General features: G+C 51.0%; 13 protein-coding genes and 1 pseudogene. 6 read left to right on the forward strand and 8 right to left on the reverse strand.

What is annotated here, in order from left to right; all coding sequences use genetic code 11:
- The first annotated feature begins 51 nt into the window (after positions 1 to 51).
- Positions 52 to 2,366 (forward strand): annotated as a pseudogene (locus tag BV494_RS05360) (molybdopterin-dependent oxidoreductase).
- A gap of 17 nt (positions 2,367 to 2,383) precedes the next feature.
- Here the strand turns inward: BV494_RS05360 and BV494_RS05365 are convergent.
- A complete protein-coding gene (locus tag BV494_RS05365) occupies positions 2,384 to 3,271 on the reverse strand; it encodes a LysR family transcriptional regulator (RefSeq protein ID WP_104921915.1) in 888 nt (295 codons plus the stop codon).
- A 104-nt stretch (positions 3,272 to 3,375) separates the two neighbouring features.
- On the opposite strand from BV494_RS05365, the gene BV494_RS05370 reads away from it, so the two are divergent.
- From BV494_RS05370 to BV494_RS05380, 3 genes are all read left to right on the forward strand, one after another.
- Positions 3,376 to 4,023: an NADPH-dependent F420 reductase gene (locus BV494_RS05370; protein WP_104924714.1), complete on the forward strand. Its 648-nt coding sequence runs from the start codon at positions 3,376 to 3,378 to the stop codon at positions 4,021 to 4,023.
- 279 nt (positions 4,024 to 4,302) lie between these two features.
- A complete protein-coding gene (tssD, locus tag BV494_RS05375) occupies positions 4,303 to 4,515 on the forward strand; it encodes a type VI secretion system tube protein TssD (RefSeq protein ID WP_104921916.1) in 213 nt (70 codons plus the stop codon).
- A gap of 17 nt (positions 4,516 to 4,532) precedes the next feature.
- Positions 4,533 to 4,985 (forward strand): hypothetical protein, encoded by a 453-nt coding sequence (locus BV494_RS05380; protein ID WP_104921917.1) that lies wholly within the window; start codon positions 4,533 to 4,535, stop codon positions 4,983 to 4,985.
- Positions 4,986 to 5,113: 128 nt separating this feature from the next.
- On the opposite strand, the gene BV494_RS05385 is transcribed toward BV494_RS05380, so the two are convergent.
- The 6 genes from BV494_RS05385 to BV494_RS05410 form a co-directional block, all read right to left on the reverse strand.
- Positions 5,114 to 6,283, reverse strand: coding sequence for a MalY/PatB family protein (locus BV494_RS05385; RefSeq protein WP_104921918.1), 1,170 nt, complete (start codon positions 6,281 to 6,283; stop codon positions 5,114 to 5,116).
- Positions 6,284 to 7,723 (reverse strand): ABC transporter substrate-binding protein, encoded by a 1,440-nt coding sequence (locus tag BV494_RS05390; RefSeq protein WP_104921919.1) that lies wholly within the window; start codon positions 7,721 to 7,723, stop codon positions 6,284 to 6,286. It abuts the gene before it with no gap.
- Positions 7,724 to 7,828: 105 nt separating this feature from the next.
- The gene (locus tag BV494_RS05395; protein ID WP_104921920.1) at positions 7,829 to 8,602 is read right to left on the reverse strand and encodes an amino acid ABC transporter substrate-binding protein; all 774 of its coding nucleotides are present in this window, start codon (positions 8,600 to 8,602) and stop codon (positions 7,829 to 7,831) included.
- 44 nt (positions 8,603 to 8,646) lie between these two features.
- Positions 8,647 to 9,414, reverse strand: a complete 768-nt coding sequence (locus BV494_RS05400; RefSeq protein ID WP_104921921.1) for an amino acid ABC transporter ATP-binding protein — start codon at positions 9,412 to 9,414, stop codon at positions 8,647 to 8,649.
- The gene (locus tag BV494_RS05405; RefSeq protein WP_104921922.1) at positions 9,392 to 10,087 is read right to left on the reverse strand and encodes an amino acid ABC transporter permease; all 696 of its coding nucleotides are present in this window, start codon (positions 10,085 to 10,087) and stop codon (positions 9,392 to 9,394) included. The genes BV494_RS05400 and BV494_RS05405 overlap by 23 nt, the downstream gene beginning before the upstream one ends.
- Positions 10,088 to 10,310: 223 nt before the next feature.
- Positions 10,311 to 10,949, reverse strand: a complete 639-nt coding sequence (locus BV494_RS05410; protein WP_104921923.1) for an NAD(P)H-dependent oxidoreductase — start codon at positions 10,947 to 10,949, stop codon at positions 10,311 to 10,313.
- 688 nt (positions 10,950 to 11,637) lie between these two features.
- Here BV494_RS05410 and BV494_RS05415 point away from each other — a divergent pair.
- Positions 11,638 to 12,252: a helix-turn-helix transcriptional regulator gene (locus BV494_RS05415; RefSeq protein ID WP_104921924.1), complete on the forward strand. Its 615-nt coding sequence runs from the start codon at positions 11,638 to 11,640 to the stop codon at positions 12,250 to 12,252.
- A gap of 56 nt (positions 12,253 to 12,308) precedes the next feature.
- Here BV494_RS05415 and BV494_RS05420 read toward each other — a convergent pair whose 3' ends face one another.
- Positions 12,309 to 12,893, reverse strand: coding sequence for a helix-turn-helix transcriptional regulator (locus BV494_RS05420; RefSeq protein ID WP_104921925.1), 585 nt, complete (start codon positions 12,891 to 12,893; stop codon positions 12,309 to 12,311).
- A gap of 1,105 nt (positions 12,894 to 13,998) precedes the next feature.
- Between BV494_RS05420 and BV494_RS05425 the strand changes: the two genes are divergently transcribed.
- Complete coding sequence (locus BV494_RS05425; protein ID WP_104921926.1) at positions 13,999 to 15,357, forward strand: TolC family outer membrane protein; 1,359 nt, start codon at positions 13,999 to 14,001, stop codon at positions 15,355 to 15,357.
- Positions 15,358 to 15,367 lie beyond the last annotated feature (10 nt).

A 15,367-nucleotide genomic window follows, 5' to 3' on the forward strand; every position in this document is an offset into this window, starting at 1 on the left:
AATGTGCATTTATACCTGCCAATTTTTGCCAATAATAAAAGCCTGCCAATAATGAAAAACAATCACGATCTGGCCGTTATGCACTGGGGGACGTACCGCGTCACCACGGATGACGGTGTTTTGAAATCTGTTAAACCGGTGGAATGGGATCGCAACCCGTCTGAAATCGGCCAGTCGCTGGTCGGTGGCGTTGACGGTGACAGCCGGATCCGCCGCCCTGCGGTGCGTCTGGGCTATTTACAGCACGGCGCGGCCTCACGCGAAGGGCGCGGCAAAGAGCCGTTTGTCGAAGTCAGCTGGGACACCGCGTTATCGCTGATCGCAGGCGAACTTCAGCGGGTCAAAACCAAACACGGCAATTCCGCGTTCTATGCCGGTTCCTACGGCTGGTCCAGCGCCGGGCGTTTCCATCACGCACAAAGCCAGATGCACCGGTTTTTCAACCAGTTTGGCGGCTACACCGGCAGCACCAACACGTACAGCCTGGCTGCCGCCGAGCGCCTGTTACCGCACATCATCGGCGATCTGGATGTCCTGCAAAAACAGCACACGCACTGGTCAGTTCTGGCCGGAAACTGTGAACTGTTTGTCGCCTTTGGCGGCCTGCCGTGGCGCAATGCGCAGGTAAACGGCGGCGGCGCGAACGATCACTCCCTGAAATACTGGCTCCAGACCATGGAGCAAACGGGCACGCGCTTTATCAACGTCAGCCCGGTGAAAAACGATCTGTCTTCGGTGAAATCCGCGCAGTGGATCTCCCTCAAACCGGGCAGCGATACCGCGCTGCTGCTGGCGCTGAGCTACGTCCTGATTGACGAATCCCGCTATAACGCCGGTTTTGTTGCCAGCCATACGGTCGGCTTCGACACCTGGCGCGACTACCTGACTGGCGCGAAAGACGGCAAAGCCAAAACGCCGGAATGGGCAGAATCCCTGACCGGAATGAGCGCGGAAAGCATCCGGGTGCTGGCGCGGGAGATGTCGGAAAAACGCACGATGATCAATATTGCGTGGTCATTGCAGCGGGCAAGACAGGGCGAACAGACCTTCTGGGCGACGGTGGCGCTGGCGTCACTGCTCGGGCAAATCGGTACGCCGGGCGGCGGCCTGGGTTTTGCCTATGCCTCGACCAATCTCGCCGGTTCCGACCGCCGCACCTTCTCCGGCCCGCGTTTGCCGATGGGCAAAAATGCAGTGAGCGAACATATTCCGGTCGCACGGCTTTCCGACATGCTGCTCAATCCGGGCGCGGAATATCAGTTTGACGGCAAAAATTGCCGGTATCCCGATATCCGCGTGGTGTACTGGGCGGGCGGCAACGCGTTTCACCATCATCAGGACATCAACCGGCTGATCAACGCCTGGCGCAGACCGGACACCGTCGTGGTTCACGAACAGTTCTGGACGGCGCAGGCGAAATTCGCCGATATCGTGTTGCCGGTGACGACATCGCTTGAACGTGAAGACATCGGCAGCGCCAGCAATGACGGCTTTATGATTGCCATGCGACAGCATATTCCGCCGTTTGCAGAAGCGAAAAGTGACTATGCGATTTTCGCCGAACTGGCCGTAAAAATGGGCTTTGGCGAAGAGTTCAGCGAAGGGCGTGACCCGGCTCAATGGCTGCGCCATATCTATGAAATCTCGCGTCCGCGCGCCGAAGCCGACGGCATCGAACTGCCGGATTTGAAGATTTCTGGCAGCAGGGGAAAATGGAATATGCGCGCCCTGACACGCCGCAGATCTTCCTGAAAGCCTTCCGCGAGGATCCGCAAGGTGCGCCACTCGCCACGCCATCAGGCAAAATCGAACTGTTTTCGCAGACCGTCGCAGATTTTGATTACGAGGAATGCCCCGGTTTCCCGTTCTGGTTTGAACAGGATGTACAGGAACAGCAGGCATTCAGCACACGCTGGCCGCTGCATCTGCTTTCCAGCCAGCCACGCACGAGACTGCACAGCCAGTACGATCACGGTGCCGTCAGCCGCAGTACCAAAGTGCAGGATCGCGAACCGTTGTGGCTTCATCCGCAAGATGCCGCTGCGCGCGGGATTACCGAAGGCAGCATCGTGCGCGTCTTTAACGACCGCGGGGCGATTTTAGCGGGCGTGCATATCACGGAAGATTTACGTCCCGGCGTGGTGCAAATGTCCACGGGGGCCTGGTATGACCCGCAGGATCCGACGCAGCCGGATTCAATCGATAAACACGGCAATCCGAATGTCCTGACGGAAGATCGCGGGAGTTCACGCCTCGGTCAGGGTTGTACTGCGCAAAGTTGCTGGATTGAGATTGAACGCTGGGATGCGCCACTGCCGGATGTGACGGCGTTCCAGCCTCCGGCTTTTGTCGCGGTGGACGCGTAAAATGGTGAAGGCGAGGCTCAGCCAAACGCCTCTTTAATTGCATTAATAAAGCAGCGGATTTTCACGGTTTGCCGCAACCCGGCCGGTGTCAGAACATGCATCGGCCGGGAAGGGCCGGTGTAATCCGGCAAAATCTGCACCAGCCGTCCTGCGGTAATCTCCTCTTTCAACACATCTTCCGGCCCCAGCGTGACGCCGTACCCTTTCACCGCCGCATGCAGTAATGCCCGCCAGTCATTGGCGCGCAATCGCCCGGCGGGCCGGACTTCATGGGTTTTCCCGTCTTTGCTGAATATCCAGCGACACGGATCCTGCGGCGACCAGATGCCGTAAACCAGACACGAATGTTGCGCCAGACTGGCAGGCGTATCCGGAACACCGTTTTGCGCCAGATAGCCCGGCGAAGCGCAGGCAATCAGCCGGTAAGGCCGAAGCGGGCTGGCAATCATCGGGCCGTCGGTGAGTTCGCCAATCCGCAAAATTACCTCATAACCTTCCTCAACCGGATCAACCAGGCGGTCTGTCAGCGTCAGCTCGACCTGCGTTTCCGGGAAATTATCCAGATATTGCGTAATAAAGGGCGCGAGCGTCGAAGACCCGAACGTGACCGGCGCATTCACGCGGATAACGCCGGACGGCGTGGTTTTCATTTCCAGCGCAATCGCATCGGCGGCTTCCGCCTCGACCAGCACCACTTTGCAGCGTTCATAATAACTGCGGCCAATATCGGTCAGATGCTGGCGGCGCGTGGTCCGGTTAATCAGCACCGTGCCCAGCCGCGCTTCGAGCCGGGCAATGTGCTTCGCCACCATCTGCGGCGAAATCCGCAATGCTTCCGATGCGGCGGCGAAAGAGCCCAGTTCGGACGTCCTGACGAACACATTCATGCTGGTTAACCGGTCCATGATTCACGCCTTTTTGTTGTTTGTTTGTGTCGATATCGACGGTTTATCAACGACGAGTATCGAATTATTCTTTATCTTTCTGCAACGAAATGAAAGGTGAAATCATGAAAATCGGCATTATTGGCGCGGGATTTGTCGGGCGCGCCGTCGCCAAACTGGCACTCAGCGCGGGGCATCAGGTGATGCTGAGTAACTCACGCGGGCCGCAGACACTGTTCAGCCTGAAACCCATGATCGGTTGTGAAATCGGTACTGCCACGGAAGCGGCAATTTTCGGTGACATCGTGGTGATCGCCGTCCCGCTGACCGCCATCGGGCAATTACCGGCCGCCGAACTCAGCGGGAAACAGATTATCGACGCAGTAAATTATTACCCGGAACGCGACGGGCAGGTGCCGGAACTGGATCACCACACGACAACCACCAGCGAATATCTCGCCGGTTTCCTGCCGGGCGCGACCATCACCAAAGCGTTCAACTCGATTCGGATGACCGATCTTGAAAACGAAGGTTTACCCGCCAGCGACCCGCACCGCCGCGCGCTCCCGCTGGCCGGTGACAACGCCGAAACGAAAAAGCGCGTGGCCGTTTTATACGATGCCTTTGGTTTCGACGCCGTCGACGCCGGTGCGCTCTCCGAAGGCTGGCGTTTTGAACGCGGTACACCGACGTATTGTGTGCTGATGTCGAAAGAAGCGCTTAAGGTTGGGCTGGAAGGGACTAGGCGGGAGCAGACAGCTATTACGTCATGACGCGATTTACACGATAAAGAAAAACTGTTTTGAAACGGGCATTCCGGTGAATGTCCGTTTCACTTTTAATTTAATCTTGATAACTTAATTTTTTAAGTAACATATTCACTTAATGTTTTTTCCTTAAAAAGTGGATGTTATTTTTTCTGAAAAATAGGTATTTGTGCTTTTAATTGGAAATATAGCCTAACTGAATTTATTTAATTTATGTATAGATATATAGCATTTGTTTGATATTATTCTACGGGTTATAACCTCTTAAATTAAACGGAGGTTTTAATGGCTAATCAAATCTACATGACCTTAACGGGTGAAAAACAAGGGCTGATATCACAAGGCTGTGGCAGTTATGATTCCATGGGGAATAAGTATCAGGCCGCACACCGGGATCAGATATTTCTTCTCGCACTTTCTCACAGTACACACCGGGTTCAAAATGTTTGTCATCAACCCGTTTCCGTGACCAAAACTATCTTCAATTTCAATTATTAAAATCCAGGGATTACAAAGTGTATAAGTTGTTAAAGTGGTTAATGATTGGAGTTGTTTTTATTTCGTCTGGATTTATTTACATTTTCATCAAACTTGCAGATACATTTGATGGAAGAGAGTACTCAGCCACCGATTATATCCATTACTATTTTGAGACGCCGGATCTCTTTATGGATCCTCCGGTTATTCCCGGACGGGTCACGTATTACAGCCGGGGGGATGATAATTACGGTTTTTTTCAAAATGATATTACCTGGAATGATATCGAAGATGTGCCAGCGGCACAGAAAATCATAGAGCAATTTTTTATCAGCAAAGGCTATACGCAACGGGAAAATGGTCTGGTTTGGCGGTTTTACTGGTCAGATGTTGTCGTTACCCCCGAGACATGTGCCTATGAACAATACAGTACTGTCCGGGGATATCATGCGATAAGCATAGAATTGATCTCCGCAACAAAAGGTTGCTGAAACAGTGCCAGCGAGCGGCAGCGCGCAGTGAAAGAGCCCGGGATTTTCAAGGGGCGCGGCGACATCCGCTCCCTGAAGCCAGTTTGGGTGGCAACCCAAGGTTTTAGCGGCAACCCAACATAAACATTTTATTCAAACCCCACTCTTAATCTCCTCACAACTACTTCCAGTTCCGATCGCGGCATCGCGAAATTCACCCGCATGAATCCCTCTCCGCCGTGACCAAAATTAACCCCGCTGTCCGCCAGTAATCCGGCCTGATGGAGTAATTTATGCTCCAGCTCGGGCTGCGATAAACCGGTTTTTCGAAAATCCAGCCACGCTAAAAAACTCCCCTGAACGCGGAACAAATCGACATGGGCAAAGGTTTTCAGCTCGGTGTCGAGATACGCCAGATTGCCTTTCAGATAGTCCAGCAGGGCGTCGAGCCAGGCTTCGCCATGCCGGTAGGCGGCGTCGGTGGCGTGCAGCGCCAGCATATTGGGTTTATGCGCGCTGAGCTGATAAAGGTTTTCGCGCACCTTTTTGCGGATATCGTCATTTTTGATGATGACATTTGCGGCCTGTAATCCGGCGAGATTGAACGTTTTTCCGGGGGAGGTGAACGTCAGGGTGAAATCGGCAAATTCCCCGCTGATACCCGCCAGCGGTGTGTACGGCGTGTCGCCGAGGATCAAATCCTGATGCACATCATCGGAAAGCAGCAGGAGATTATGTTGCTGGCAGAAACCGCCAATCTTGCGGAGTTCGTCTGCACGCCACACTTTCCCGATCGGATTATGCGGATTGCACAAAATCAGCATACGTGTACGCGTGGTTAACGTCTTTGCAAGCCGGGAGAGATCCAGTGAATAGAACCGTTCTTCCTGCGTTAACGGCACCTGCACCACGCGCCGCCCGGTATGCTGGATCACGCGCCGGAACGTTCCGAAACCGGGCGAAAGCACCAGAATTTCATCGCCGGGTTCGCTCAGGCAGCGGATGGCGACGTCGAGGGCGGTGATCACCGACTGGCAGGGAACGACCCATTCGCGGCTGATTTCCCAGCGATGGCGGGAAGATTGCCAGCGACAAAACGCATCGGTAAATTCAGCCGGATAGTCGGTGTAGCCCAGAATTCCCTGTTCCAGTACACGGTGTAAAGCCCCGATAACCTCAGGCGGTGAGCGGAATTCCATGTCGGCAATCCACAGCGGGATCACCGGCTTGCCGCTGTCCGTGGTCAGATTTTTCACCGCTGACCATTTGGTGGAATGCTGACTGCGCCGGTCCGTTATCGCGTCAAAATCAGGGCGCATTTATGCCTCACTCCCGGTCTGGATAATACGCACACGGCCTTCAAACGACGGTGTCCAGCCTGCGGCTTTCTCGCCCAAAGCCCAGCGGCTGTGCGGGGAATAGAGGAATAACCACGGCGCATCGTCATGAACCCGCGTAAACGCCTGTTCCAGAAGGTGCTCACGTTGCGCGGACCCGGTGGTTTCTGCGATTTTATCCAGCAGCAGGTTCAGCTCATCACTGTGATAACCCTGCCACCACGGGCCTTTGCGACGTGAGTCGAGCTTTTCAGCATAGACGCGCCAGGCACTGGCCGGGCTGGAGTCAAAACAGCAAATATCGCCAAATTGCTTATCCCGCACGCGCTGCGCGTAAGCCGGGCGATCCTCATAAACGGTCAGATTTGCAGTCACACCGACGTCACGAAGCTGCTCTGCAATCCGGTTCGCCAGCGCAATGGATTCATCGGGGAAACGTGCCGGAAGTGCGAGTTCCAGCGTCAGGCCGTCCGCGTAACCGGCCTGCGCCAGTAATTGCCGTGCCAGCGCCGGATCATAAGCATACGCGGGCAGATCTGAAGGCGTCCCCGGATGTCTGCCGGTCAGTGGCCCGGCGAGCGGATCGGCCTGACCGGCGGTAATGGCCGGGTCGCGGATGATTTCTGCCAGATCAATCGCGTGATTCAGCGCTTTTCTGACACGAATATCGCAGGTCGCGCCCTCAAAATGATTCAGCAGGAAAATGACGCATAAATAGCTTTTCTGGCTGATCAGCCGGATGCCCTGCGGCGGTGCCGCCACGCGGTAAGGCGGATCCACCACCAGATCGGCTTTGCCTTGTTCGAGCAAGGCTAACCGCTCATGCGCATCAGGAATGGCCTGCCAGACCAGTTGCTGCACGGGCGGCTTTCCGGCCCAGTGCCGGTCAAAACGCTGCAAAATGACTTTGCCCGGTTCATCGGAAACCGGCCGGTAAGCGCCGCTGCCCGTGAGTTCGCCGGGCAAGGCATCGGCGCGCACCACCGGAATATCGACCAGCAAATCCAGCAAACTGGCGGCGGGATGGGCGGTGGAAATGTTCAGAATGGTGTCGCCGGTCGCTGAAATCTCCGCACCTTCAAAATAACTGCGTAAGACACCCTGTGTTCCAAGCTCACCGGGCATCTCCGGCGAAATGGCGCGAAGCAGGGAACTGGCCGCATCACGCGCCGTCAGCCGGGTATTGTCGTGAAACAAAACGTCATCGCGCAGCCTGAAGCGCCAGTGCTGACCGCCGCTGTCTACCGTCCAGCTCTTAGCCAGCCAGGGAACATAATGACCATTGTCATCGCGGCGAACCAGCGCGTCATAAACGGCGTCGATAATGCTGCGTCTGTCGCGAATGTCCGACAAGACGTGAGGATCGGCGAGCACGACGCTCGGCTGCAAAATCGTGAAAACGGGTGCAGGAGTTAGGGGCATGATGTGAACCTGATAAGCGGAGAAGGGCAGAGTTAAAGCGCAAACCGCAGTGGCCGTATTTTATGCCACTGCGTTTATCACGTTGCTGTGACTCAAAACCCCTAATTAATGCGAAACATCCGCGCCAAAGTATTTGTTCGAAATCTTCAGATAGGTGCCGTCCGCTTTAATCTCTTTCAGGGCTTTGTTGATGGCCTGCTGCAATTCAGGGTTGTCTTTGCGGATCAGCACGCCTTCCTGCTCGGCATTGGATTCAGTCGCGACAATTTTCACCTGCGCATCAGGTTTATGCTTTTTGAAGTCGAGGTATGACAGGTTGTCATTGATCGTCGCATCGGCACGGCCTTGCGCCACCAGATCGACAGACTGATTAAAGCCGTCGGTCCCCACAATTTCAGCGCCGTATTTACGCGCCAGTTGGGCGTAGTTACTGGTCAGGGTATGCGCGGATTTTTTTCCTTTCAAATCTTCAAACGATTTGATGGTCGTGTTGTTGCTGCGCACGATCAGCACGGCTTTTGAGGCGATGTACGGGTCGGAGAAATCAAATTTCGCCTGACGTTCCGGCGTGATGGACACTTCGTTAATCACCGCGTCATAACGTTTAGCATCAAGACCGGCAATCAGGCCATCCCATTTGCCTTCCACGAATTCCGCTTTCACATTTAAACGTTTCGCGATTTCACGGCCAATATCCACGTCGAAACCGGTCAGTTCCCCGGAAGCGTCATGGAAAGTAAACGGAGGATAGGTGCCTTCCGTGCCGATTTTAAAGACACCGGCGCTCTGAATTTTAGCCAGATCCGATTCGGCAAATGCCGAGTGGGTGAAACCTAACTGCAAGGCAGCGGCCAGTAATGCCGTGGTGATGACTTTCATGTTTTTTCTCCTGAAATACGGTCAAATGTGTGTTGTGTGTGGTCTTAGATTTCCCATGTATCGGGTAATGTGTCGGTCAGTGTTGATATAAAACTTTGTGTCCGTGCTTTTTTGGCCTGGGTGAAAATGCCCTGCGACGTGCCGCTTTCGATAATTTCACCGCCGTCGAGAAACACGACGTTATTGGCGATATTGGCGGCCAGACGCAGATCGTGCGTGGCCATGAGCATCGTCGTACCCTCATTAGCCAGTTGTCGCAAAACGGCCACCACTTCTAGTGATAATTCTGGATCGAGCGCCGATGTGGGTTCATCACACAGCAAGACTTTGGGTGACGGCGCCAGCGCGCGGGCGATGGCCACCCGCTGCTGTTGCCCGCCGGACAGCGTTGCAGGCCATGCATCACGTTTATGCTGCATCCCCACTTTGTGCAAAAGTTCTTCCGCGCGTTTCACCGCTTTACTTTTCGTCCAGCGCTGAACGGTAATTAACCCTTCGGTAATATTTTCAATCACCGTTAAATGCGGAAATAACTGAAAGTTTTGAAATACCATGCCGGTTTGCTGACAAATACGGCGAATGTCTTTTTTAGCGGGACGGCCACTGGCAGAAAAGGAAATTTCTTCATTCCCGATGCGTAAATTCCCGGCCTGCGGTATTTCAAGTAAATTAATGCAACGTAATAACGTGCTTTTCCCACTGCCTGACGGGCCGATCAATGCGGTTACGCTACCTTCTTTAATCGTCAGATCGATTTTATTCAGGACCTTATTGCTGCCAAAACGTTTATCAATTTGTGACAGCGTTATCATTATCACTTTCCTTCACAGAATTTCTTTCCAGCCTTATTTCAAGACGTGTTTGTAATGCAGAGAGGACGGAGCTGATCAGCAAATAAATAATCGCGGCTTCGGTATACAGGATTAACGGCTGATAGGTGACCGCCGCAATACGCTGCGCTGCCAGAAACATCTCCGGCACGGTGATCACCGAGGCCAGCGAAGTGTCTTTGACCAGCGAGATAAAGGTATTCGACAGCGGCGGAACCGCCACGCGCGCGGCCTGCGGCAGGATAATGCGACGCAGCGATTGTGCCCAGGTCATGCTGATGGAATGCGCCGCTTCCCACTGACCTTTCGGCACAGAAAGCAGGGTGGCGCGGATCACTTCAGACGTATACGCGCCGATATTCAGGGTAAAGCCAATCACCGCCGCCGGGAACGCATCGAGGGTAATCCCGGCGCTGGGTAATGCGTAGAAAATAAGGAATAATTGTACCAGCAACGGAGTACCGCGAATAAGCCAGACATAAAACCGGACGACATAGCGCAAAGGCGCAGGGCCATATAACCGGAGCAGGGCGGCAATAAAACCTAAGCCCAATCCCAGTGCAAAAGAAATAAGCGTTAAAGGGATGGTAAATACCAGGCCAGCATAAAGCATGGGCCAGAAAGAATCTAACGCGAGACTAAACCACGACGGCACACGACACCTTCCCCAACTGTTCAGTATTTCATTATTATAACGATCTGTGTTGTGAGGTGATATTAACATGCCAGTCAAGGCGAACGCATAGACATTAACCGGCAATGGTTATGCGGTTTTTGTCTGTAAACGTGAGGGTTGTGTTTTTAATAATAAAAATCCGTCAGCGCGGATCACTGCGCTAACGGATTGTTTTTAATTCTGGCGTAAACGGCAGGCCGGATTATTTAATTTCAGTGACAAAGTTTTCGCGGCTGCGACGGACTTTTTTCAGGTTCACCAGCCAGTCACCTTCTTCTGCGCGATAGCCGACAGGCAGGATGATCACGCTGCGCAGGTGCTTCTCTTTCAGGCCAAGGATTTCATCCACGGCGGCCGGGTCAAAACCTTCCATCGGCGTGGCGTCCACTTCTTCGAACGCGGCGGCGATCAGCGCGGCACCCAGGCCGATGTAAGCCTGACGGGCGGCGGCCTGATAGTTCGCTTCGGTTCCGCGCTCAGCAACGATCCCCAGCAACATTTTGCGATAGTTTTCCCAGCCTTCATTGACGAAACCGCGCACGTCGTTGGTCAGGTCGAACATCATGTTGACGCGTTCTTCGGTGATGTCATCCCACGCGGCGAAAACCAGCAGGTGCGAGCTGTCAGTTACCTGCGCCTGATTCCACGCCACGGTGCGGATTTTTTCGCGCACTTCCGGGTTGGTGACGACAAACAGCTCAAACGGTTGCAGGCCGCTTGAGGTCGGTGCAAGGCGGATGGCCTCGATGATGCGTTCCAGCTTGTCAGCCGGTACCGTTTTGGTGGGATCGAATTTTTTAGTGGCATAGCGCCAGGCCAGTCTGTCGTTTAAGGTCGTCATCTTTTTTCCTGAAGGATAAGTGTGGAATCGTGAGCATAATCGTCTGTGACAATTATTTCCCAAATACTCGCCGATATTCGCATTATCCCGCCTCTGTGTTTTATGGATTTGAGCCCTGCCATAAATTCACACAGGCTCCGGCGGGGGGGCCCGAAGTGAGGATCAAACACTACGTTGACGGCTTATGGCCGTGTCTGCACCACGTTCCGGTGTGCGTGTTTCAAACATTTTGTGCTGAAAACACTACTTGTGGGGCAACTCAGATATTTCTCTTCATAAACTCGAAAATTCCTAAACTCTTCAGGTTAAAAAAACGCATCAGGTTTATTAATAGCCAGTTTTGGCCGCAATATGCGGGTTTATTCATCACTCATGTGCGTTATAAAATAATGTCAATCAGACAGGTTTTATAAAGCACACAAAGACCATAAAGGATAACCCGCTGCAATCTTGTATTACTCATAGCGAATAGTTCCATTTGTTTTGTATTTGATAATCAATTGATGGTGTATTGTCATGTTTTTATGGTTTTTTATGATATGGCATTAAAATTCCTAAGTTCATCCGTCTGATTGCCAGAATATCGACAGAAAAAATATCCCGAATTAAGATTGCGCTGCATTCAGGGTGTCTAAGAATTTTCCCCTGAAAGGGATATAAACGGAAAGCACGACCAACGGAATGATTAATGAAACAGACAGTGATTATTCACTCAGGTTATTATGAACGGCTGACAATTTCGGCTGTCCTTAATCAGCTTGATTTAAAGACTCATGCTTTTTCCTCTCTGGCAGAATTTTACGGCTCAGGGATAGGAACGGGTATCGACAGTATTATTATCGAGGTGCAAGATTCCTCGGATAACTTCAATGCGGTCATGAAGTTTATCCGGAGAATGAATTTTCTCTATATACCCCCACGGGTTATTGTCGTCACTAAAATTGAGCAGAACGACAAGCTCGCACAGCTTGCAGATGAAAGCATTGATATGTTGATCTCAGAGCAGGAGGAGGTCTCCGTGCTCAGGAAAATGCTCATTACCGGGGCGTCTGATTTAAATTACCAGAGAGCGCTCAGCCCTTATTTTCAGAGGAAGAAAGCAGCGTCCGCGCAATCTTCACAAAAATTTTTGACGGCTACAGAATGGGAAGTTTTGATGGAAATTAAAACCATGAAGACTAATGCTAATGTTGCGCAGAAATTAGGAAGGAGCTGTAAGACGATCAGTACGCATAAACGAAATGCGATGAAAAAACTGGGGCTGAAAAACTCGATTGAGTTGTACAAGTACTTGATGCAATAAACCTGATGCAATAAGCCTGATGCACTAACCTGGCTTACTATCAGCCAGGTTACGTGTCAGAGGGAGTGATTAAGCACCCGGTTAAGATAGCTGAAGAGCTCATTGGTGTTCTTCAGCTTGAGCTTTCTCATGGCGCTGTATTTGTAATAGTAAAGATTCGACATGGGAATCGAGGTAATTTTCTCGATATTCTTCATGGTCGGGTCTTTGGACAAGCACCGGAGCAAAATTGCTTCATTTTTCGTCAGGAGATAATCCTCGACAAAAGGCCTGATAGCGTCGTACTTCTCTGTCAGCAGGCTGTCAAAAAAGAAGTAACTCTTCGAGAACGAATACGCTTTGCACAAATGAAAGTCAGCCAGACGACTGTTTACAATCACATTGTCGCTCAAGATGACAAACTTACCGCTTCCCTGAATCATTGATTTTAAATTATATATATATTTATCGATATTAAACTCGAAGCTCACTTCACCCGGTTCAATTATATAAATATCGTAGTTCTCATTCGACCTGCCTAGCGCTTCCTCCGCACTGATTTGATTGAAAATTATGCCCTTTGGTATAGGGGTTAAAGCGAATAAACTCTTTAGCCCGATATACGTAAACGTGCATGAGTCAATAAGTGCAATGCGCATCATTAATTCATCCCTTTAAATGTACCCACTTTCCGTAAAGAACATCGCATAGGCTTGATGGTTTACATCTGATATTATCATCGAGTATGCCTTTTATCATAATATATAGTCTCGATCCCATCGTCAATGTAGCCTAAATTAATTAATTTCTTATAATGTAATTAAATTTACCGAAATTAACGCGCTAACTCATTGAAAATAAATGCTAATCAACGCTTGATGCATGGAGTTCTGTTACCCGATTAGGATTAATTTTCGTTTCTATATTTAATACTTAAATAATCTTAGATTACTCCATAAAGCTGACATGGTTATACAGTAAACAATAAATCTACAGACAATATTGAGGCATTCTTAATGCATGAATGAATAGTAGACTGAGCTCGCCGGTCAATGGTTCTCATTCAAACAGAATATCTTCGTTTTAAAACGCAAACGAAAGTCGATGGACGCCATTTCACTGCCATTTTGTAATGGCGGTTTCGCGGAATTTCATATTGTGCGTTTTGCGTCCGGGCAGGCATCTGATATCGAATTTTTTCCGTCTTTATTGTCGTGATGATCTCTGAACGGTTCTCCTGAATGAGCATGAAATTCGCTTAACTATCCCCCGCGTTATTTTACTGCTGTTTCTTCACCTGTAGCTGAAATTACTAAGAGGAAAATTCGGGGGAAACGACTCAGAAGAATCTCATCATCACATTGGTTTTTTCCTCGAAAAACCCCTCAATAATGCAAATTCACCTGCATTTATTTGTAAGGATTCCGCAAATTTTCCTAAGAAGTGACCGATTTTTGTAATGTTAATGTCTTCGTTGTAATCAAATTCCCTTCTAAGTGAACATTTTTGGTTATAAGAATTTTCCCTCATGTTAGAAAAATAACATCCTGATTTTTAAGATTAATCCATACATGGCATGAATGTTTCTAATAGGAATTTTCGCCTCCAATCAATGTATTTCAAAGGGTTCCTGCACTTTAGGACGGCTTTTTCTGTGTGAGGAACATTGCAATAATACCCCTGTAAATCAGAGGAATTGTGGGTTCCGGAAACTGTGCGAAGGCTGCACCAGGACGTTTCTGGCAAGGACAATGACAGGAGTGTCAGATGAAAAAATCATTAAGAAAAGTCGCACAAAAGTTAAGTGTTTTGACAGTATGTCTGGTGCTGCCTTTTGTAACCCATGCGGATGTTACAAAAAGTGGCACGGAGTGGGCTAACGCACCTTCGATGAAAGGGCTGGAGTCTGTGGATCTGAAAACTGTGGTCCTGCAGGCCTTTTCCCGCAGCCCGTCGGTCACACAGCAGGCGTACCAGATGGGGATCGGCCAGGCGCAGATCCGCGAAGCGCAAAGCGCGTGGTACCCGCAGGTGGGGCTGACCGCCAACACCGGCAGCTCGACACAGCAGGATTCAACCAACAGCATGAACAATGCAGCAGCTTATGGCCTGACATTGTCACAGCTGATTTATGATTTCGGCAAAACCAATGCCAGCATCAGCCAGCAGAAATCCGCTGAAGAAAGCTATCGCTATAAGTTACTGGCCACGATGTCCGACGTTGCAGAGCAAACCGCCACGGCGTATCTGGACGTGCTGAAATATCAGGAACTGACCCAAGCCGTGGAAGAAAATATCCGCGCGCTGGAAGACGTGCGAAGAATGTCCTCTTTACGTTCTGAGGCCGGATTAACCACCCGCTCTGACGTTTTGCAGGCACAGTCGCGCATTTCCGGTATGCGCTCGACCCTGAAACAATATCAGGCGAGCTTATCCGCGGCGAAAGCGCAATTAACCGCACTGACCGGCGTGAGGGCGAATTATTACAAACCTTTCACAGCGGCAAAATTCAATGATCCCGTGGTGCCGGATAATATCGATTATTCCAAAATTCCGACGGTGCTTTATGCTCAGGCGCAAAAGGAATCCGCTTCCTTTGAGGTGGACAAAACGAAGTCTGATTATTTGCCGACGCTGAGTTTGCAGGCAAACCGTACGCGTTATGAAACCAAAAATAATCCGTACTGGAATAATCAGATTCAGTTACACGTCAGCGCGCCGCTTTATCAGGGCGGCGCAGTGTCTGCGCGTGTGGGTCAGGCCGAAGGGCGTAAAAATATCGCAGGTACGCTGGTTGACCAGGCCAAGCTCGATATTCTGCAAAAAGCCTCAGTGGCGTATGCCAACTGGGCCGGGGCCGAAGGGCAGGCGCAGGCCAGCGCCGAACAATTGCAGGATTCTGTACGCTCGCGCGATGTGTACAAAAGTGAATATAAGCTCAATCAGCGCACGCTGAATGATTTGCTGAGTGTGGAACAGGATGTATTCCAGGCGAAGTTCTCGCAAATCAGTGCCAAATATGACAGCGGATATTCACTGGTCAATTACGCCACCGCCGTGAATAACTTATTACCGCAGTTGGGGATAAATCAGGGCGCGAGTCAGTCTTTACCTGACTTGAAATAGTTTACTGTAA

The organism is Rahnella sikkimica (genome assembly GCF_002951615.1).
In the GTDB taxonomy this organism is placed as follows: Bacteria; Pseudomonadota; Gammaproteobacteria; order Enterobacterales; family Enterobacteriaceae; genus Rahnella; species Rahnella sikkimica.

Excerpts from the sequence above, each read along its gene's own strand:
- BV494_RS05365 (WP_104921915.1), bottom strand. The coding sequence starts at position 3,271 with ATGGACCGGTTAACCAGCATGAATGTGTTCGTCAGGACGTCCGAACTG.
- BV494_RS05370 (WP_104924714.1), top strand. The coding sequence starts at position 3,376 with ATGAAAATCGGCATTATTGGCGCGGGATTTGTCGGGCGCGCCGTCGCC.
- tssD (WP_104921916.1), top strand. The coding sequence starts at position 4,303 with ATGGCTAATCAAATCTACATGACCTTAACGGGTGAAAAACAAGGGCTG.
- BV494_RS05385 (WP_104921918.1), bottom strand. The coding sequence starts at position 6,283 with ATGCGCCCTGATTTTGACGCGATAACGGACCGGCGCAGTCAGCATTCC.
- BV494_RS05390 (WP_104921919.1), bottom strand. The coding sequence starts at position 7,723 with ATGCCCCTAACTCCTGCACCCGTTTTCACGATTTTGCAGCCGAGCGTC.
- BV494_RS05395 (WP_104921920.1), bottom strand. The coding sequence starts at position 8,602 with ATGAAAGTCATCACCACGGCATTACTGGCCGCTGCCTTGCAGTTAGGT.
- BV494_RS05400 (WP_104921921.1), bottom strand. The coding sequence starts at position 9,414 with ATGATAACGCTGTCACAAATTGATAAACGTTTTGGCAGCAATAAGGTC.
- BV494_RS05410 (WP_104921923.1), bottom strand. The coding sequence starts at position 10,949 with ATGACGACCTTAAACGACAGACTGGCCTGGCGCTATGCCACTAAAAAA.
- BV494_RS05415 (WP_104921924.1), top strand. The coding sequence starts at position 11,638 with ATGAAACAGACAGTGATTATTCACTCAGGTTATTATGAACGGCTGACA.
- BV494_RS05420 (WP_104921925.1), bottom strand. The coding sequence starts at position 12,893 with ATGATGCGCATTGCACTTATTGACTCATGCACGTTTACGTATATCGGG.
- BV494_RS05425 (WP_104921926.1), top strand. The coding sequence starts at position 13,999 with ATGAAAAAATCATTAAGAAAAGTCGCACAAAAGTTAAGTGTTTTGACA.